Source organism: Streptomyces sp. CC0208, from assembly GCF_003443735.1.
Classification (GTDB): Bacteria; Actinomycetota; Actinomycetes; order Streptomycetales; family Streptomycetaceae; genus Streptomyces; species Streptomyces sviceus.
Window position 1 is genome coordinate 8103148 of record NZ_CP031969.1, and the last position, 17544, is coordinate 8120691.

Annotated in this window: 16 protein-coding genes; 5 read left to right on the forward strand and 11 right to left on the reverse strand. The window is 72.2% G+C overall.

Annotation, left to right across the window (positions count from 1 at the left end):
* Position 1: 1 nt before the first annotated feature.
* The 4 genes from D1369_RS37165 to D1369_RS37180 are packed head-to-tail and all read right to left on the reverse strand — an operon-like array spanning position 2 to position 2504.
* Positions 2-925: a phosphotriesterase gene (locus D1369_RS37165; RefSeq protein ID WP_162951045.1), complete on the reverse strand. Its 924-nt coding sequence runs from the start codon at positions 923-925 to the stop codon at positions 2-4.
* The gene (locus D1369_RS37170; protein ID WP_007380070.1) at positions 919-1503 is read right to left on the reverse strand and encodes a DUF4865 family protein; all 585 of its coding nucleotides are present in this window, start codon (positions 1501-1503) and stop codon (positions 919-921) included. The genes D1369_RS37165 and D1369_RS37170 overlap by 7 nt, the downstream gene beginning before the upstream one ends.
* Before the next feature lie 12 nt (positions 1504-1515).
* Positions 1516-1911: a cupin domain-containing protein gene (locus D1369_RS37175; RefSeq protein ID WP_007380069.1), complete on the reverse strand. Its 396-nt coding sequence runs from the start codon at positions 1909-1911 to the stop codon at positions 1516-1518.
* A 14-nt stretch (positions 1912-1925) separates the two neighbouring features.
* On the reverse strand, positions 1926-2504 hold the full coding sequence (locus tag D1369_RS37180) for a TetR/AcrR family transcriptional regulator (RefSeq protein ID WP_037898990.1): 579 nt from the start codon (positions 2502-2504) through the stop codon (positions 1926-1928).
* Between the two features lie 170 nt (positions 2505-2674).
* On the opposite strand from D1369_RS37180, the gene D1369_RS37185 reads away from it, so the two are divergent.
* Genes D1369_RS37185 through D1369_RS37195 form a run of 3 tightly spaced genes read left to right on the forward strand, consistent with a single transcriptional unit; the run spans position 2675 to position 6332 of the window.
* Entirely contained in the window at positions 2675-2968 is a 294-nt protein-coding gene (locus D1369_RS37185) for an SHOCT domain-containing protein (RefSeq protein ID WP_007380067.1), read from the forward strand.
* Positions 2965-3774: an ABC transporter ATP-binding protein gene (locus tag D1369_RS37190; protein WP_007380066.1), complete on the forward strand. Its 810-nt coding sequence runs from the start codon at positions 2965-2967 to the stop codon at positions 3772-3774. The genes D1369_RS37185 and D1369_RS37190 overlap by 4 nt, the downstream gene beginning before the upstream one ends.
* Positions 3771-6332 carry an FtsX-like permease family protein gene (locus tag D1369_RS37195; RefSeq protein ID WP_007380065.1) on the forward strand — a complete coding sequence of 854 codons (2562 nt, stop codon included), beginning with the start codon at positions 3771-3773 and terminating at the stop codon, positions 6330-6332. The genes D1369_RS37190 and D1369_RS37195 overlap by 4 nt, the downstream gene beginning before the upstream one ends.
* A 353-nt stretch (positions 6333-6685) precedes the next feature.
* Here D1369_RS37195 and D1369_RS37200 read toward each other — a convergent pair whose 3' ends face one another.
* Together D1369_RS37200 and D1369_RS37205 are read right to left on the reverse strand one after the other, a co-directional pair.
* Complete coding sequence (locus D1369_RS37200; protein WP_007380064.1) at positions 6686-7207, reverse strand: ATP-binding protein; 522 nt, start codon at positions 7205-7207, stop codon at positions 6686-6688.
* Between the two features lie 181 nt (positions 7208-7388).
* Positions 7389-7712: a hypothetical protein gene (locus D1369_RS37205; protein WP_007380063.1), complete on the reverse strand. Its 324-nt coding sequence runs from the start codon at positions 7710-7712 to the stop codon at positions 7389-7391.
* Between the two features lie 345 nt (positions 7713-8057).
* Between D1369_RS37205 and D1369_RS37210 the strand changes: the two genes are divergently transcribed.
* Positions 8058-9203, forward strand: a complete 1146-nt coding sequence (locus D1369_RS37210; RefSeq protein ID WP_007380062.1) for a PLP-dependent cysteine synthase family protein — start codon at positions 8058-8060, stop codon at positions 9201-9203.
* Between the two features lie 144 nt (positions 9204-9347).
* Here the strand turns inward: D1369_RS37210 and D1369_RS37215 are convergent, their stop codons facing one another.
* Complete coding sequence (locus D1369_RS37215; protein ID WP_007380061.1) at positions 9348-9827, reverse strand: SRPBCC family protein; 480 nt, start codon at positions 9825-9827, stop codon at positions 9348-9350.
* A 52-nt stretch (positions 9828-9879) separates the two neighbouring features.
* Positions 9880-10710 (reverse strand): DeoR/GlpR family DNA-binding transcription regulator, encoded by an 831-nt coding sequence (locus D1369_RS37220; protein ID WP_007380060.1) that lies wholly within the window; start codon positions 10708-10710, stop codon positions 9880-9882.
* A 308-nt stretch (positions 10711-11018) separates the two neighbouring features.
* Here D1369_RS37220 and D1369_RS37225 point away from each other — a divergent pair, with 308 nt between their 5' ends.
* Positions 11019-13337, forward strand: coding sequence for a hypothetical protein (locus D1369_RS37225; protein WP_037898985.1), 2319 nt, complete (start codon positions 11019-11021; stop codon positions 13335-13337).
* Here D1369_RS37225 and D1369_RS37230 read toward each other — a convergent pair.
* The 3 genes from D1369_RS37230 to D1369_RS37240 all read right to left on the reverse strand — a co-directional run bounded on the left by D1369_RS37230 (position 13307) and on the right by D1369_RS37240 (position 17507).
* A complete protein-coding gene (locus D1369_RS37230) occupies positions 13307-15739 on the reverse strand; it encodes a right-handed parallel beta-helix repeat-containing protein (protein ID WP_037898983.1) in 2433 nt (810 codons plus the stop codon). The two genes, D1369_RS37225 and D1369_RS37230, sit on opposite strands and share 31 nt — an antisense overlap.
* 111 nt (positions 15740-15850) lie before the next feature.
* Positions 15851-16456: a hypothetical protein gene (locus D1369_RS37235; protein WP_007380057.1), complete on the reverse strand. Its 606-nt coding sequence runs from the start codon at positions 16454-16456 to the stop codon at positions 15851-15853.
* Between the two features lie 223 nt (positions 16457-16679).
* A complete protein-coding gene (locus D1369_RS37240) occupies positions 16680-17507 on the reverse strand; it encodes an MOSC N-terminal beta barrel domain-containing protein (protein WP_007380056.1) in 828 nt (275 codons plus the stop codon).
* Between the last annotated feature and the right edge of the window lie 37 nt (positions 17508-17544).

Genomic DNA, 17544 nt, shown 5'->3' on the forward strand with positions numbered 1-17544 from the left:
CTCAAGGCCGACTCCACTCCACGGCCAGGGCCCGGCCAGGGTTGTCGACGAGGATGTGCCCCACCAGTTCCTCACCCAGCTCCACCACGAGCCGCGGACCCACCCGGCGCAGCAGATACGGCATCCCGGGGCCACCGTTGACGGACCGGGCGGCCGCGGTCGTGGTGTCACCGCCCAGGAGCAGACGATCCCCGTGGCCCGCCTCGGCCAGGGCCCGTACCGCGTCCGGCATGCGCCAGTCCGTGGCGTGGTTGGCGCGCGAGGGCCCGTCGAAGGCGAGATAGCAGCCCGATGCCGCGGCCTGGAGGTGAACGGTGAAGTCGGGGGAGCGGTTGAGGTGGCCGAGGATCACCCGCTGCGGCGGCACCCCCAACTCTCCGCACAGCAGGTCCAGTACGTCCAGCGCGCCCGTCCCCAGCTCCAGGTGGACGGCGATCGGCGCCCCCGTCGCGTGGTGGGCCTCGGCCGCGGCGGTCATCGTCCAACGGGCGTGCGCGTCGAGCGCGTGAAAGCCGCCGGCCACCTTGATCAGCCCGGCGCGGACGCCGGACGTGCCGATGCCCTCGGTGAGTTCGGCGACGAACACCTCGGCGAGACGACCGCGCAGTCCGGCGAGGGTCGCGTCCTCGTAGTGGACGGCCTGGTGCAGCCCGGTCGCGGCGACGATCCGCACCCCGGTCTCCCGGGACAGCGCGGGCAGATCGGCGGCCCGCCGCCCCAGCCCGTACGGCGTCCACTGCACCACGGTGCCACCACCCAGCTCGGCGAACGCCGCCAGCTCGGCCCGCGCCGCCGAAAGGCTCCGCAGCTCCTGCCCGGGCAGCTGGGGACTGCCGAAGAACAGATGGTCGTGGGCGTCGCACACACCGAGCTGCCCGGCGGGAACGTCACCGGCCACGGTACGCACCGTGCCCGCGCTCACCACTGCCGTCCCCGCCCCAGCCGCTCCCGGCCCGGTGCCGACACATGCAGCACCTCGAACATCTCGCCGTTCGCCTTGGGCGACTTGTGCGTCCAGAGCGAGAAGTGGACGAGCTCCCAGCGGGCCGTGTCCACGGCGGCCGCCGCGCACACCGCGCCGTCCTCCCCGGCCAGCCGCTCCGTCTCACCCACCGCGTCCGCCATCACCTCAGCCAACTCCACGCCCTCGGCCACCGGTTGGCGCCGCCGTACGGCCCACCGGGCGGGGTCGCCGACGGTGCCGCCCTCCTCGTACGACAGGCCGGTCCACTGGCGCACCGACGGCCGCCCGAAGTCGTTGCTCAACCCCTGGAAAGCGCCTCCCCACAGGAAGGCGTTCATGCCCTCCATGGTGTTCCACAGGTAGAAGGGCGCGTACTGGTTGACGGGCGAGCCGTTCACCCCGCGTTCGCGCAGCAGGTACGTCTTGAAACCGAGCCCCTCCCAGTCGTCCAGCAGATGCCCGACCCGGGCCACGCGGGCGCGGATGACGTCCATGTCGTAATCGGCGGGCAGGGTGAGCTCGTACTGCATGGCGTGCACCGGTCGGCCTCCTCAGGCGGGGTAGTCCTCGGGAGCGACATGCGCGTCCCAGTCGGCTGTCGTGCCGTCCTCCGCGGCCTCGACCACCGCGAGATGGGTCATGAAGGTGCGTGGCCCGGCCCCGTGCCAGTGCCACTCGCCCGGCTCGATCCACACCGTGTCACCCGCGCGGATCGCCTCGACGGGAGCACCCCTGCGCTGCACCAGCCCCTCGCCCTCCAGGACATGGAGCACCTGGCCGTGCGGATGGCGGTGCCACGCGGTGTGCGCGCCGGGCGCGAAGTGGACGTTGAACATCCGCAGCCGGGACGGGGCGGCGGGTGCGGCTATCTCGTCGAGCCACACCGTCCCGGTGAAGTTCTCCGCCGCCCCCTGCGCGGTCCCGGGTCGCTGTCGGGTGATCTGCATGTGTGTCGACTCCTTTACGACGAGTGGGGTGCGAGCAGCGAGAGCAGGCCCCGCACGCCGGTGTCGAACGCGGCGGGCGAGCCGGACGCGCGGGCGAGGACATAGCCGCCCTGGACCGTCGCGAGCACGGTCGCCGCGATCTCCTCGCCGTCCAGCGTGGCCGCGAACTGGCCCTGTTCCTTGCCCTCTTCGACGATCCCGGCGATGCGCTCACGGATCCAGTCGATCGTCTCGTCGACCGGCGCGCGCAGTTCGTCGCTGGCGACGACGTCCGGATCCATCGTGAGCCGGCCGATCGGGCAGCCGCGCAGCACGTCACGCTCACGCCGCAGGTACGCCTCGATGCGCTCGTACGGCGTGCCGGGCCCGCCGAGCGCTCCCTCCGCGGAGGCGCGCAGTTCCTCGGCGGTCCTTCGGATCGCGGCCAGGGCGAGGTCGGGCTTGCCCTTGAAGTGGTGGTACATACTGCCCTGTCCGGCGCCGGCGCGCTCCAGGATGGCCTTGGGGCTGGTCCCCACATAGCCGCGCTCCCACAGCAGCTCACGGGTGGACTCGATCAGTCGGTCCGAAGTGCTCATGCCGTCACTGTACATACTAGTAGTTACAGAAGTCGAGCCCCCGGGGAGCAGACGGAACGGGCCCGCGTACTCCCCGCGAGGTACACGCACTGCCGCTGGCCGTACGACGACCCGAACCCCTCCCCGGAGCCAGTCTCGAAGCGTCACCGATCGACACCTTCAGAACTCCAGGGAGACGAACCGACATGCAGACTCTCGCGAACTGGGACGGCGGACCGGGCCCGTGGATCCTCTTCTTCCCGCTGATCTGGGCGGCCGTCGTGCTCGGCGTCGTCACCGTCCTGCGCCGCACTCTCTGGCGCGGCCGCCGCGGGCCGTGGCGTGCCATGGCCGACACCGGCCCCTCCGCCGACTCGCCGATCGCCATGCTCGGCCGCCGCTTCGCCTCCGGCGAGATCGACGAGGACGAGTACTGGCGCCGACTGTCCGTCCTGGACGAGCAGTTCGGCCGCGCGGCGGGCAAGGGCGGTGCGGCATGACCGCCACGACCGCCACGACCTTTCCGACGGAGACGCTGCCGGCCGCCCGGGTGGTCGACGCCGTGAAGGTGTACGGCAGCGGCGACACCGGCGTGCGGGCCCTGGACGGGGTGAGCGTCGACTTCCCGGCCGGCCGCTTCACCGCGATCATGGGGCCCTCGGGCTCCGGCAAGTCCACCCTCATGCACTGCGCGGCCGGCCTCGACACGCTCACCGAGGGCGCCTCCTACGTCGGCGACACCGACCTCGGCTCCCTCGACGACCGCCGTCTGACCCTCCTGCGCCGGGACCGCGTCGGTTTCGTGTTCCAGGCGTTCAACCTGGTGCCGACCCTGACCGTCGAGGAGAACATCCGGCTGCCGCTGGATCTCGCGGGCGGCAAGGGCGACCCCGAGTGGATCGACGCGCTGATCGACGTCGTCGGCCTGCGCGACCGGCTCCGTCACCGGCCGGCCGAGCTCTCGGGCGGCCAGCAGCAACGCGTCGCCGTGGCCCGGGCGTTCGCCGGCAGGCCCGACGTCGTCTTCGCCGACGAGCCGACCGGAAACCTCGACTCCCGCTCCGGCGGGGAGGTCCTCGGCCTCCTTGGCAGGACCGTGCGCCGTACGGCCCGCACCGTCGTGATGGTCACCCACGACCCGGTCGCCGCCGCCCACGCCGACGAGGTCGTCTTCCTCGCCGACGGACGCCTGGTGGACCGTATGGAGAGCCCGACCGCCGACAGGGTCCTGGACCGCATGAAGGCCTTCGAGGTGTCCTCGGGGACGGCGGCGACCTCGCGGACCCGGACGGAGGATCCCGCATGAGCGCCTCCCTGCGTCTGAGCGTGTCCTCCCTGCGCGCCCACAAGCGGCGCTTCGCCGGCACCTTCCTCGCCGTGTTCCTCGGTGTCGCCTTCCTCGCCGGAACGCTCGTCATGGGCGACACTCTCCGCGCCGGCTTCGACACCATGTTCGGCAACGCGACCAGCGGCACCGACGCCGTGGTCCGCAGCGCCGAGGCCATCACCACGCCGGGGGAGAGCCAGGGGGTACGTGCGCCGGTCGCCACCGACCTGGTCAGGACCGTCGAGCAGGTCCCCGGCGTCGCGGCGGCCGTCCCCGACATCCAGGGCGCCGGCCAGCTCGTGGGCGCGAACGGCAAGCCCATCGGCGGCCAGGGTCCGCCCACCCTCGCCGGCAACTGGATCGACGACCCGAAGCTCAACCCCTACGAGCTGGCCGAGGGGCGCGCCCCGAAGCGGTCCGGTGAGGTCGTCGTCAACCGCGGCACCGCCGAAAAGGGCGACCTGAAGATCGGCGACACCACGGTCCTGCGTACGCCCGACCCCGTCGAGGTGACCATCGTCGGTCTCGCGACCTTCGGCGGCGAGGACGGCATGGCCCAGGTGACCTTCACCGGCATGACCCGGGCCGACGCCGAGAAGTACCTCACGGCCAGGCCCGGCGAGGCGTCGAGCATCCAGGTGCGCGCGGGTCCCGGTGTCAGTCAGCGGGAGCTCGTCGACCGGCTGTCCCGCGTACTGCCCCAGGGCGTCGAGGCGATCACCGGTCAGGAGTCGACCGAGGAGAACACCGACATGATCTCCAGCCAGTTCCTGTCAATCTTCACCACCCTGCTCCTGGTGTTCTCGGGCATCGCCCTCCTGGTCGCCACCTTCTCCATCCACAACACCTTCGCGATCGTCGTCGCCCAACGGACCCGTGAGAACGCCCTGTTGAGGGCACTCGGCGCCTCCCGCCGCCAGGTCACCGCGTCGACGCTGACCGAGGCGAGCGTCGTCGCTGTCACCGCCTCCGCCGTGGGCATCGCGGGCGGCATCGGGGTGGCCGCCGGTCTCCAGGCGCTGTTCCCGACGATCGGATTCCCCTTCCCCGAGGGCGACTTGGTGATCAGCGCGCTGTCGATGCTGCTGCCGCTCGCGGTCGGCGTCGTGGTGTGCCTGGGCTCCGCGCTGCTGCCCGCCGTACGCGCCGGACGCACCGCGCCGCTGGCCGCACTGCGCGAGACGGCCGTGGACCAGTCGGGCGCCTCCCGCGTCCGTGCCGTCACCGGGGCCGGCCTGGCCGCACTCGCCGTGGCCCTCACCCTCACCGGCGTGCTGGTGTCACCGTCCCTCTGGCTCGCGGCAACCGGCGCTGTCCTGGCCCTCGCAGCCTTCGTGGTCCTCGGCCCGGTCGCCTCCACGACGGCCGTACGCGTGCTCGGCGGCCCTCTCGACCGGCTCCGTGGCGTCACCGGGTCCCTCGCCCGACGCAACGCCCTGCGCAGCCCCAGGCGCACGGCCGCCACCGCGAGCGCACTGATGATCGGCGTGGCCGTGGTCTCCCTGTTCACGGTGTTCGGGGCGTCCCTGAAGGCCACCATGGACCAGACCGTGTCCCGGTCCTTCGCGGGCGACGTCGCCGTCAGCACCCCGTCGTTCGGCGCGGGCGGCAGCGGCCTGAGCCCCAGGCTCGCCGGCGCGCTTCAGGCACTGTCCGAGGTGGACACGGCCGTGGGCCTCGGGCGCGGTGTCGCCGAAGTCGACGGCAAGGGAAGGGCGTTGACCGTCACCGACCCACTCGCCCTGGAGCGCACCTTCGACCTCGGCACCGTGCGTGGCTCCCTGCGCGACCTCGGCACCGACGGCATCGCCATCACCCGGGCGGAGGCCCAGAAGCAGGGCCTCACGACCGGGGACAAGGCCCGACTCACCTTCACCGACGGCGAGAAGACGGTCTTCACGGTCCGCGCGGTCTACGGCCGGTCCGAGCTGGCGGGCGATTACGTCATCACCCGCGCCGCCTGGGCCCCGCACCGCACGCAGGACTCCGACACGCTCGTCGCGGTCTCCTTCAAGGACGGCGTGAGCACCGGCGCGGGCAAGGCGGCGGTGGAGAAGGTGGCGGCGCGGTACGGCCATCCCGAGGTGCAGACCCGCGACGAGTACGCGCAGTCCTCAGCCGGCGGCATCGACATGATGCTGACGCTGGTCTACGCGCTGCTCGCCCTCGCGGTCCTCATCGCGCTGCTGGGCATCGCCAACACACTGACCCTGGCGATCCACGAACGCACTCGCGAACTGGGCCTGCTGAGGGCCGTGGGCCAGACCCGTTCCCAGCTCCGCGCCATGGTCCGCTGGGAGTCGGTCCTGGTCGCCGCCTTCGGCACGGTCGGTGGCCTCACCCTCGGCGCCTTCCTCGGCTGGGTCCTGGTCAGGGCCTCGGACGGCACGAGCGACAGCACCTTCGCCTTCGCCGTCCCGCCCCTGCAACTCGCGGTGGTCACCCTGGTGGGCCTCACCGCAGGAGCCCTCGCAGGCCTACGCCCGGCCCGCCGCGCCGCACGTCTCGACGTACTGCGGGCAATCGCGACCGAGTGAGAGGAGTGGGGGGCGACCGCCGGTCGCTCGATCGGCCGGGCGAGAGCGGGAGGGGCGGGCCGGGTGCCGAACGCGCGGGAAGCTTCGAGGGCGGCCCGCGCGTCTCGACGTACTGCGGGTGATCGCAACCGAATGAGTCGGGCGGGACCGAACCGCAGTGGCGAGTCGGGCGGGAGCGAACCACCGGGTGACACCGGCATGAGCCCACCAACACTCACGGAGGGGCACGCCCATGTCGGGACGGCGAACGTGCGGCGGCCCGAAGGGCCGGGCACGATCGTCGTCCCGACACCGCGTGGAAGCGCCCCGCAGGCTGACGAGCGAACGCGAACAGAAGAGTCGTCACCGCCCGGTCAGCCGGCAACGGCGGACCGGGCGGGAGCGTGTTCGGGCCTGCGGGCGTCGGCCCGCACCTCGACGAACCTGAGCGCGGTCTTGTCGAGGACGGTTCGCCGCTGTGGCCGCGCGGCGGAGGGCGTCGGCAGGGTGAACCACACGAACTTCCCCGACTCGCCGTCGGGCCGTACGCCCCAGCTCTCACTGACCGCGGCGACCATCGCGAGCCCGCGCCCGCACGTGGCGAGCAGTTCGGTGTCCTTGATGTCGGCCACGACCGGCAGACGCGGGTCGTGGTCGTGCACCGAGACCATGAGTCGGTCGAGCAGCAGCTCGATCTTCACGGTGCACGTCTTGTCGGGCTGCGCATGGCGGTGGACGTTGGTCAACAGCTCCGTCACACCGAGCACGGCCCGGTCTATGAGGGGATCCAGATGCCAGTAGCGCAACTGTGCAGAAAGGATTCTGCGGACCTGGCCGATCCGCGACGGCAGAGCCTGAAGCTCCACCGTGCAATGCCTGCTTGGGTGACTGATCACGGCTGCGACTCCCCGACGTGAGGTCCGGAAGAACACGGAGTTCGGATCGAGCAGGTGCCTGCGTGAAACGGCCGCCTGCTGTCGTGCCCGGCGGGCTGGTTTGCAGCGTGATCGCCGGTTAACCCAGAGTGATGTGAGACCAGCGTGACGCAGGAGGCGCGATACCGCAACTCGCGGTGACCTACCGATTACGCCCCGCAGCCCGGCGTACGGCCTCGATGAACCGGCGTGCCGCAGGCGGCCCCGGCTCGCCCGGAGCGGGGTCGTGCTCGCCCAGGGTCAGCAGATACCGGTTGCCGTTGAGGTCCGCGAGAGCCCGGTCGTCCGCGGCGAACCAGGGCTTGGAGGCGCGCACCGCCTGAACCGGCGCGCTGTCGATCTCGCTGCCGTAGCTGGTGAGCAGTTCCAGTCGGCCGTCGTTGATCCGGACCTGACCGGCCCGGGTGAGCGAGCGCAACCTCTTCCCGATCCGTACGCCCGTAGCCCTGAACTCCGGCTCCGCCATGCCGCCCCGCCCCCTTGTGCGCGTCGGTGTGCCGACCCGTGCGACCGCGTGGGCCCAGAGCCGGGTTCTGTCGTGATCCAGTGTGCCCCCCGTTCGAGACGTCCGTCCCGCCCGGTGCAGTCTGCCCGCCACGGGCGTCGAGCACCAGTACGCATGACATCTCGCAGGGAGCGCCCGGAGCACTTGTCCGAATGCGCCCCCGCCCCCGCACGCCGTTGCGACCCCAGGGTGCCTTTGAGGCTCTCAAAGGTGTGTTTATGCAGGTGAGAAGCGTGCGGAAGGTGTCTATGATCGAGTCATCGGCTGCGCGACGCGCCGTCGGCGCGAAGTGTTAGGAGCCCCGCCGTGAGCACCCCTCAACAGACCCGGACCGGCGACACCCTCGACATCGACCACAGCGACACCGCCTACCGCGGCTGGCTGAAAGAAGCCGTCCGCAAGGTCCAGGCCGACGCCAACCGCTCGGCCGACACCCACCTCCTGCGCTTCCCGCTTCCGGAGAAGTGGGGTATCGACCTGTACCTCAAGGACGAGTCGACCCACCCGACCGGCAGCCTCAAGCACCGGCTGGCCCGCTCGCTCTTCCTCTACGGCCTGTGCAATGGCTGGATCCGGCCGGGTTGCCCGGTGATCGAGGCGTCCAGCGGCTCCACCGCCGTGTCCGAGGCGTACTTCGCCAAGCTGATCGGCGTGCCCTTCATCGCGGTCATGCCGCGCACGACGAGCGCCGAGAAGATCCGCCTCATCGAGTTCCACGGCGGCCGGTGCCACTTCGTGGACGACCCGCGCACCATGTACGAGGAGTCCGCCCGCCTCGCGGGGGAGACGGGCGGCCACTACATGGACCAGTTCACCTACGCGGAACGGGCCACGGACTGGCGCGGCAACAACAACATCGCCGAATCCATCTTCCGGCAACTGGAGTTGGAGCGTTTCCCGGAGCCCGCGTGGATCGTCGCCACGGCAGGCACCGGCGGCACCTCGGCGACCATCGCGCGGTACGTCCACTACATGCAGCACGACACCCGCATCTGTGTGGCCGACCCGGAGAACTCCTGTTTCTTCGAGGGCTGGAGCACCGGCGATCCGGACGTCACGTGCGACTGTGGCTCGCGCATCGAGGGCATCGGCCGGCCGCGCATGGAGCCGAGCTTCGTGCCCGGGGCGATCGACCGCATGATGAAGGTCCCGGACGCGGCCAGTGTGGCCGCCGTGCGCGCCCTGGAACGGGCCATCGGCCGCCGGGCGGGCGGCTCGACCGGCACCGGACTGTGGAGCGCCCTGAAGATCATCGCCGAGATGGTGGCCGAGGGGCGCCGGGGGAGCGTCGTCACCCTTCTCTGCGACCCGGGCGACCGCTACCTGGACAAGTACTACTCGGACGCCTGGCTGGCCGAGCAGGGCCTGGACATCGAGCCGTACACGGCGGCGATCGCCTCCCTGCTGGACACGGGGGTCTGGCCCGGTCAGGCCGCTCTCAGCAGCCTCTAGCCGACGGTCTGCCTCTGGTCGAGGGGTGGCCTCTGCGCGAAGCTGCATGGTGAATCCGGCCGTCTGACGCGCATCCTCGCGCCCGCGGAGCGGACGTGCAGAAGGACCGGTGACCAGTCAGACGCCCCTTCCAAAGGGCTCCGGCTAGGAACTCTGCGCCGCGAGCCGCCGGTCCAGCCTGCGGACCGCGTCCCGGAAAGCCCGCCCCAGTCCGGGCCGCCCGAGCCTGGCGACCGCACGGAACGCCGCCGTGCCGTCCACGGCGAACGTCCAGCGCACGTGGGTGCCCGGCCCGGCGGGAGTGAGCCGCCACTCCTCGGCGATGGCACGGGCGCCGGGCGCGTTGGCCACGTCCACCCGGTAGGCGTACACCTCGGGGGCCTCGGCCGTGAGGATCGTTTCCTGGAAGCGTCCGCCGCCCCTGAGGTGGATCTCCCGGGTCGAGCCGTCCCCGGTCGAGCGGGCCAGCGTCACCGCGGAGAACCATTCCTCCCAGCCCGGTACGTCCTCCGCGAGCGCCCGGTGGACCGCCTTGGGCGGAGCCGACATCTCCTGCACGAACACCATCCGTACGGGCGCGGCCGCTATGAAGTCGAGCCCCACCTCGCGCAGTTGGTGAGCCATGGACACACTCCCCTGAAGTCCGACGGGAAGGGCCACCCTAGTTGACGCTCAGTCAGATGTCTGTACCGTCAACGGACTCGCCCGCCACGACCAGCCGCCGCAGATGCTCCGAGACCTCCGCGCGCGCCGACGCCGGCAGCCCGGCGTCCGTCACCAGCGTGTCGACCTGTTCCAGCGCGGCGAACGAACTCAGGCCCACGGTGCCCCACTTGGTGTGGTCGGCGACCACCACGACCCGCCGCGCCGACTGCACGAGACGCCGGTTGGTCTCGGCCTCCGCGAGGTTCGGCGTGGACAGGCCGGCCTCGACCGATATGCCGTGCACACCGAGGAAGAGCACGTCGAAGTGGAGCGCCCCGATCGCCTGGTCGGCCACCGGCCCCACCAGCGAGTCGGAGGGGGTGCGCACACCGCCGGTCAGCACGACCGTCGCCGCACCCTGACGGGGGCCCGTGGTGCGCTGCGCCGCGTGGAACACGTCGGCCACCCGGACCGAGTTGGTCACCACGGTCAGGTCCGGCACGTCGAGCAGATGGTGGGCCAGCGCGTATGTGGTCGTACCGCCCGACAGCGCGATCGCCGTACCCGGGGCGACCAGCTCCGCCGCGGACCGCGCGATGTCCTCCTTGGCGGTCAGCTCCAGACCCGACTTCGCCTCGAAACCGGGCTCGTGGGTGCTCGCCTCGACCACCGGGACCGCGCCGCCGTGCACCTTCTCCAGCACACCCTGGCGGGCCAGCGCGTCGAGATCACGCCGTACGGTCATGTCCGACACGCCGAGCTTGCGGGTCAGCTCGTTGACGCGCACCCCGCCTCGGCGCCGGACCTCGTCCAGGATCAGGGCGCGCCGCTGCTCCGCGAGGAGGTTCTGATTCTCACTCACGTACGCTCCGGTCCTTTCGCCTGGGGCCGTCCGACTCGCCTGCGCACCCTCTCCCACGAGGACATTTTGCCCGTCCCTGGTGCGCGGGACGTCCCATACTCGCACGGGCCCCCACCAGGAGCGCCACCGACCGCCCCTACGCGCTCACGTCACCTGGGTGCCAGGGGGCTCCGGCCGTCACCCGGATCGGGGAGATTCCGTGACGAGCGGTGCGCACAAGGCGCTGAGCGGAGATCCTTGTGCCAGCACGGACAGATGCCGACGGCGCGTCACGGGGGAAGTGCGAAGCAGTGGAACCTGTCACCACCATGGGCGCGGACGGCTCGGCCGCCCGGCCCGAGGAATCCGGAACCGCCCTGGAACTCCTGGTCCACGGAGTGGGCGGCACCACGCCGGAGAAGATGCTCGACGATCCGCGCACGGTGCGGATCACCGGCGACGAGGTCGCGGCCGTCTTCCGGCGCGCCGACGACGTCGACGCCGAGAAGCGACCACGCGACGGCCGTACCGGCCCGGTGCCCGAGGCGTACGTCTGGTGCAATCTCACCTCCGGCAACGGCACCCGCGCCCTGTGGCTGCTGTTGCTGCCGTTCATGGTGGTCAACCTCGCGCACTGGATGCGCCCCACCGCACGCGACCGTACACGGACCGTGCGCTTCTACGGCCTCCTGGTACGGCTCGCGAGCCTGACCCTGACCGTTCTGCTGGTCGCCGCCGCGTGCGAGGTCGCCCTGGATCTCGCGGCCTGGCAGTGCGCCGGCACACGCGCGTGCGCCGAGTCGCACTCCTGGCTGGGCTTCCTGTCGCCGGACCTGTCGGACGGCGGCTGGTGGAGCAGGCCGGGCCGCCGCCTCGCGCTGGCGGCCGTGGTCCCGGCCGCGCTGACCGGCCTGCTCTGGTACCTGTCCCACCGCACCTGGAGCGCTTACGAGTCCCAACAGCCCATGGCCCGCCACAGCGAGCCGGAGGAGGACAACGACCGCACCGCACTCGGCCGGCCCGGCTTCTGGTACGGCCGCCGCCTGGTCGCCCGCTTACGGGCCGCCCACACCGCGGCGGGTCTGCTGACGATCGCAGCGGCGGTCAGCTCCACGGCGGCCCGCTTCGACCGCGAACCGGGCGGCCCCGCCCTCCTCGACCCCCTCGGCCGCCTCCTGGAGGCCGGTCTCGTCGCTGCCGGGGTCGCCGTGGTCTGGGTGGTGTGCCGCCGCGGCCGCAGTGAGAAGTACCTGGACCGGCAGCTCGACGAGCATCTCGTACGACGCCTGCCGCTCGCCGCGCTCGTCCTGCTCGCCCTCGCCGCGGTGTACGCCGGCTGGGAACGGCCCGAGTGGCAGTCGCACGGCCGGCTGTCGGGGGACGCCACCTTCGGCGGGATCGCCTTCGTGCAGGGCCTGCTGGTCGTCGCCCTGGCCGTGGTCGCCCACCTGCTGTACCGCACGCATCCCGACCCGCGCGCCGCGATGCGTGGCCTGGCCGGCCCCGCCGTGGCGACGCTGGCCTGCGCCCTGGGCGGCGTGATGTCCGGCGGCGTCTCGCAGCGCGTCGCGGACTGGCTGGACGGCACCGGCGCCACCATCCTCGGCCCGCCGGTCCTGCTGACCTGGCAGGCGTCCGTGATCCCGCTGGTCCTCCTCGTGCTGCTGGCGCACTGCGCCTGGCTCGGCCGGCGCACCTGGCGCTCCGGCCGGGCCCAACGGGGCGCCGTCGAGAGCGAGTACCCCGCGGAGCCCAAGGACGCGGCACGCACCCGCCGCATCGCCCGCACCCGCGCCATGGCGGCCCTCACGGACCGGGGACCCCGCCTGCTCGGAGTGACGTCGGCCAGCACCCTGACCCTCGGCGCCGGAGCTCTCGTCGGCGCCCTGACCTCCCACAAGACACCGGCAAGGGCCACCGAGGGGGCGTACGCCTTCGTCCAGGGGGCCGCCGACACCGCGCAGGCACTCGGCTCCTGGCTGATCGGCCTTGGCTTCATCCTGTTCGTGACCTGGGGCCGCCGCGCCTACAAGGACCCCTCCGCGCGCCGGACCATCGGCATCCTCTGGGACGTGGGCACCTTCTGGCCGCGCGCCGCCCACCCCTTCGCCCCGCCCTGCTACGCCGAGCGCGCGGTACCGGATCTGACCTGGCGGATCGCGACCTGGATCCGTGCCACGCGCGGCCGACTGGTCATCTCCGGACACTCCCAGGGCAGCGTGCTGGCGGCCGCGGCGGCCTGGCAGCTGGAACCGTCGGTCCGGGGGCGGGTCGCCCTGCTCACCTACGGCTCCCCGCTGGAGCGCCTCTACGGCCGCTGGTTCCCGGCCCACTTCGGCCCGGCCGCGCTCACCGCCCTGCACCACGACGTGGACTGCTGGCGCAATCTCTACCGGCTCACCGACCCCATCGGCGGCCCGGTCCGGCTGCCCGGCGACTGCGGTCCCGAGGTGGACCGGGAGCCCCTGAAGGACCCGCTCGCCTACGGCCGCACCGATCTGCACCCGCTGCCCTCGGCGATCCTCGGTCACTCCGACTACCAGGCCGACCCGGTCTTCGCCGAGGAGCGGGCGAGACTGCTGGGCCGGCTCCAGCCGGACGTACCGGGCCCGCGCTCTCAGGACGACTCGGGCAGATCCTCGGCGTAGAGCAGGGTCAGGTCGTCCTTGGTCGGGTCGTCCACGTGGGCGACCCGGCTCGCGTGCCGCTCCACCATCGCCTCGAAGGTCTGACGCGCGGTACGGCCGTTGCCGAAGGCGGGACCCTTGGGCAGCACGGTGAAGTACTTCCGCAGGGCCTCCGCGGCGCCCGGCGCCAGCCGGTACTCGTGCTCCTCGGCCTGCTGCTCCACGATGCTGAGGAGTTCCTCGGGGTTGTAGTCGCTGAAGGTGATGGTCCTTGAGAAACGGGAGGCCACACCCGGGTTGACCGACAGGAACCGCTCCATCTCGGCGGTGTAGCCCGCGACGATCACCACGACCGCGTCCCGGTGGTCCTCCATCAGCTTCACCAGCGTGTCGATGGCCTCCTTGCCGAAGTCCCGGCCCGAGTCCTCCGGCGACAGCGCGTAGGCCTCGTCGATGAACAGCACTCCACCGCGCGCCCTGTCGAAGGCCTCCTGGGTGCGGATCGCGGTGGAACCGATGTGCTCGCCGACCAGGTCGACACGGGACACCTCGACGAGATGACCCTTCTCCAGCACGCCGAGGGAGGCGAGGATCTCGCCGTAGAGCCGGGCGACCGTCGTCTTGCCGGTGCCGGGGGAGCCGGTGAAGACCAGGTGGCGCTTGACGGACGCCGCCTTGAGGCCCGCCTGCTGGCGTCGCCGGCCCACCTCGATCATGTCGGTGAGCGCCCGCACCTCGCGCTTGACGCTGTCCAGGCCCACCAGGGCGTCGAGTTCACCGAGGACGGCCTTCGAGGTACGCGAGGGCTTCTCCGGCTCGGCGGGGGCGATCAGCGGGTCCTGCTCGGTGACGCGCTGCCCGGGGATCGTCCCCAGCAGACCGGGGGAGTGGGACTCCGTCTGCACGACCGTCTCCCGGGCCGCGGGCGGGGTCGGGCCTCCGCTCTCGTCGCTGGTGCAGTCCTCGACGACGGGGCCCGCTCCGGCGGTGTCCGGGGCGTCCGCGAACTCGTAGCCCCCGCGCGCGCAGCGCTCCGTGCGGCACTTCCTGAGCGTCGAACGGGAGCCGTCTATGACGTGGAAGCCGTACCCGCCGCTGCCCGTCACCCGGCAGTTCAGGAAGCTGCCGCGGCCGCCCGCGGACACGTAGAAGCCCGCCTCGGCGGGGGAGTCGACCGTGCAGCGCTCGATCGTCGGGTCGGCGCCCTTGGTGACGATCACGCCGGTCTGGGTGCCGTCCACGGTGCAGCCGTTGAGGGTGCCGCCGCTGCCGTGGTCACGGAACCAGGCGCCGGTCGCCGCGTCCCGGATCCGGCAGTCGTCGAGCTGCGCGGTGGCACCGTCGCTCACCGACACGGCGGTGTTGCGGACCTGGGAGATGTCGGTGTCGACGACGTCCGCGCGCGAGCCGCGGTCCAGGACGAACAGCGCGTCCGGCACGTCGTGCACCCGGCACGAGTCCAGTACGGCGGTGGCGCCGTCGCTGACCCACACGGCCGGATAGTCGCCCGTGCTGTCGAAGATCTCGCACTGGTTGGCGTCCACGCGCGTGCCCGGGTCCCACACCGACAGGCCGTTGCGGCCGAACTGACGGACCGTCGTGCGGGTCAGGGTGAGCACCGAGCGGGAGCGCAGGTCGACCGCGTTCTCCGGGATGTCGTGGATACGGCAGTCGGCCAGGGTCAGGACCGCGTCGGTGTCGAGCGTGACGCCGTCGCCGGTGGTGCGGTGCACATCGCAGTCGGTGAGGTGCGCGGTGGCCCGGCCGGTGATCTGGACCCCGCTGCCGCGGACCTCGTAGACCTCACAACCCACGGCCTCCAGCGCGGAGTTCTCGCCGGTCACCGCCAGGCCCGCGCCCGAGGTGTGGTGGATCCGGCAGCGCTCCAGACGGGGGTGGGCGCCCCCGCGCACCGCGACGCCGGACTGGCCGGCCGCCACGATCTCGCACTCCTCGAACACCCCGCCCGCGCCGTCCAGTACGGCGATGCCGATACCGGCCGGGTTGTCGACGGTGCAGCGGCGCACGGTCGGGCGGGCGCCACCGCGCACCTCTATGCCGGCCGCGGACCGCGTGACGATCCGGATGTCGGCGAGCTCCGGGGTGCCCTCCTCGACGAGCAGGGCGGGCGCGGCCGCGTCCTGACCTTCCACATGCAGGTCCAGCACCACGGCGGAGGCGCGGACAGTCAACGGCACCCCGTCCAGGGGCGCGATCCGCACGGAACCGGGCGACCCCTCGGGGCCGCGCAGGGTCACCGCCCGCTGCACGACGAGGTTCTCCCGGTAGGTGCCGGGCGCGACCGTGAGGACGTCCCCGTCCGCCGCGGCCTCCAGGGCGGCGGCGAGCGACGCGTACTCACCCGTGCGGCGCCGCCACCGCGATGTACCGGTGTGCGTCACCTGGACCGTGCCCTGTGCCATGGCGTTGCTGTGCCCCCACCTCGTAGTACGCGGGTTTGTGCTGCCGAGGAACCTCGGCCGGTCCACCGTAGCGTGCGCGCGGGCGGTGGGTTGACCAGAGCAGCAAGGCCGTCAGCTGCCGGTGCCGGTCCGGCCCCAGTCCGGGCCCGCGCGGTCCCAGGCCTGGTCCCAACGGGCGTACCGGCGACGGACCATGCGCCAGACGGCGAGCCGCCTGCCGCCCTCTGTCAGACCCGCGATCAGCAGGGCCGCCCCGGTGCCGGCGAGAACGGCATGAGTGGTGGCGGTGGCGGAGTCCAGCGGCCGGGCGGCGATTCGCCCGTGGAGGTCCGTCCACAGGCCGAAGTGGTCGCCGCGGTGCGGGGTCTGGAGACCGGCCATGACCGTGCCGTGGTGCGTGGTGCCGTCCGGCGCGGTCCAGTCGGCCACCACCCGGGTGCGCGGATTCCGCCCCGCGGTGGCCTCGGGGTCGGCGTCCAACGGCGAGCGCTCCAGTGTGCGGATCACGGTCGCCGTCACCAGCCGCCGGGAATCCTGCTGTTCACGGACCGACCGCTGGAGCGCGTCCTGGGCCGCATGCCCGGTGACGGAGCCGGTCACCGGCCCGAGCACCAGGATCAGCAGCAGGGCCAGGAGGGCGACCCAGGCCTCGGCCAGGTCGGTCCCACGGCGCAGCGGGTTGCGCCGCCAACGCCAGAGTCCACTGATCGCTCGCACCGTCCGCACCCCCTTCCCGCTCCGTGATAACCCCGGACGGAGTCGTTCACGCGCGGGACCGGCCGAAGAGAGAGCGAAATCACCTGCGGCCGGGTCCTCTCATGAACTCCTCATGAAAGCCCCAACGTGCGGGCCCCCGGGCGGTGTTCCCGTCGGCGGGAGACGGGTGGATCTTTGGCGGAACTCTGTCCCCCGGCCGCCGCGTCGCGCCCCCCGCTCGCTCCTATTCGAGGATCGTGACCGGGTCGCCGACCCGGATCGTGCCGCGGGAGCGGGGCACCAGATTCTGTCCGAAGACGAGCTTGCCGCCGAAGCGGCGGTGCCGGCCCAGGCTGTGCAGGGGCTCCTTGCCGCGGACGGCATGGTCCTGGTCGGTGGTGGTCACCACGCACCGTCCGCACATCTTGGCCACTCGGAAGGTGACGTCCCCGATGGCGAGGAGCGACCAGTCGTCCTCGGCCCAGGCGTCGGTGCCGCCCACGACCACGTTCGGCCGGAAGCGGTTCATGGGCAGGGGGCCCTCGGCCGCGTGCCGGCCTTCGGAGATCAGGGAGTTGAGGGCGTCGAGGGAGGCCGCGGAAGTGAGCAGCAGCGGATATCCGTCCGCGAAGGTGACGGTCTCGCCCGGCAGCGCGTACTCGGGTTCGACCGGACGGCGTTCGGCGGGGTCGTCCATGTGGACGAGGCGGGTCTGCGCGCCGAGGTATGCGCTGCACCACGCGTGCGCGGCCGCGTCGGCGGCGGGCACCCCTTCGACCTTGTCCCCGAAGATGTCCAGCGTGACGGTCTCACCCGGCTCGGGGACCGGCACCGCCAGCGGCTCCACGCCGGGCGCCGACAGCACGACACCGCCGCCGGGCAGCAGCTCGGCGGCGGCCTGCGCGAGGCGCGGGTGTTGTCGCTGGGTGACGACCTTTCCCCCGTCGTCGACCAGCGCCCAGCGCCGGTCTCCGGCCAGCCCCCAGGGCTCCACCTCGGCCTCCTGGAGTGCCAGACTCCTGAACGCCTTGACCGGATGGATGTGGATCGACAACAGCTGTGCATTCCCCATGGGGCCATCGTGCCAGGTGGCACCGACAGCCCGGGAG

Bases quoted from the DNA above. Each gene is read 5' to 3' on its own strand.
- D1369_RS37215 (WP_007380061.1), bottom strand. From the start codon at position 9,827: ATGGCTCACCAACTGCGCGAGGTGGGGCTCGACTTCATAGCGGCCGCG.
- D1369_RS37190 (WP_007380066.1), top strand. From the start codon at position 2,965: ATGACCGCCACGACCGCCACGACCTTTCCGACGGAGACGCTGCCGGCC.
- D1369_RS37225 (WP_037898985.1), top strand. From the start codon at position 11,019: ATGGGCGCGGACGGCTCGGCCGCCCGGCCCGAGGAATCCGGAACCGCC.
- D1369_RS37230 (WP_037898983.1), bottom strand. From the start codon at position 15,739: ATGGCACAGGGCACGGTCCAGGTGACGCACACCGGTACATCGCGGTGG.
- D1369_RS37240 (WP_007380056.1), bottom strand. From the start codon at position 17,507: ATGGGGAATGCACAGCTGTTGTCGATCCACATCCATCCGGTCAAGGCG.
- D1369_RS37205 (WP_007380063.1), bottom strand. From the start codon at position 7,712: ATGGCGGAGCCGGAGTTCAGGGCTACGGGCGTACGGATCGGGAAGAGG.
- D1369_RS37185 (WP_007380067.1), top strand. From the start codon at position 2,675: ATGCAGACTCTCGCGAACTGGGACGGCGGACCGGGCCCGTGGATCCTC.
- D1369_RS37180 (WP_037898990.1), bottom strand. From the start codon at position 2,504: ATGTACAGTGACGGCATGAGCACTTCGGACCGACTGATCGAGTCCACC.
- D1369_RS37195 (WP_007380065.1), top strand. From the start codon at position 3,771: ATGAGCGCCTCCCTGCGTCTGAGCGTGTCCTCCCTGCGCGCCCACAAG.
- D1369_RS37175 (WP_007380069.1), bottom strand. From the start codon at position 1,911: ATGCAGATCACCCGACAGCGACCCGGGACCGCGCAGGGGGCGGCGGAG.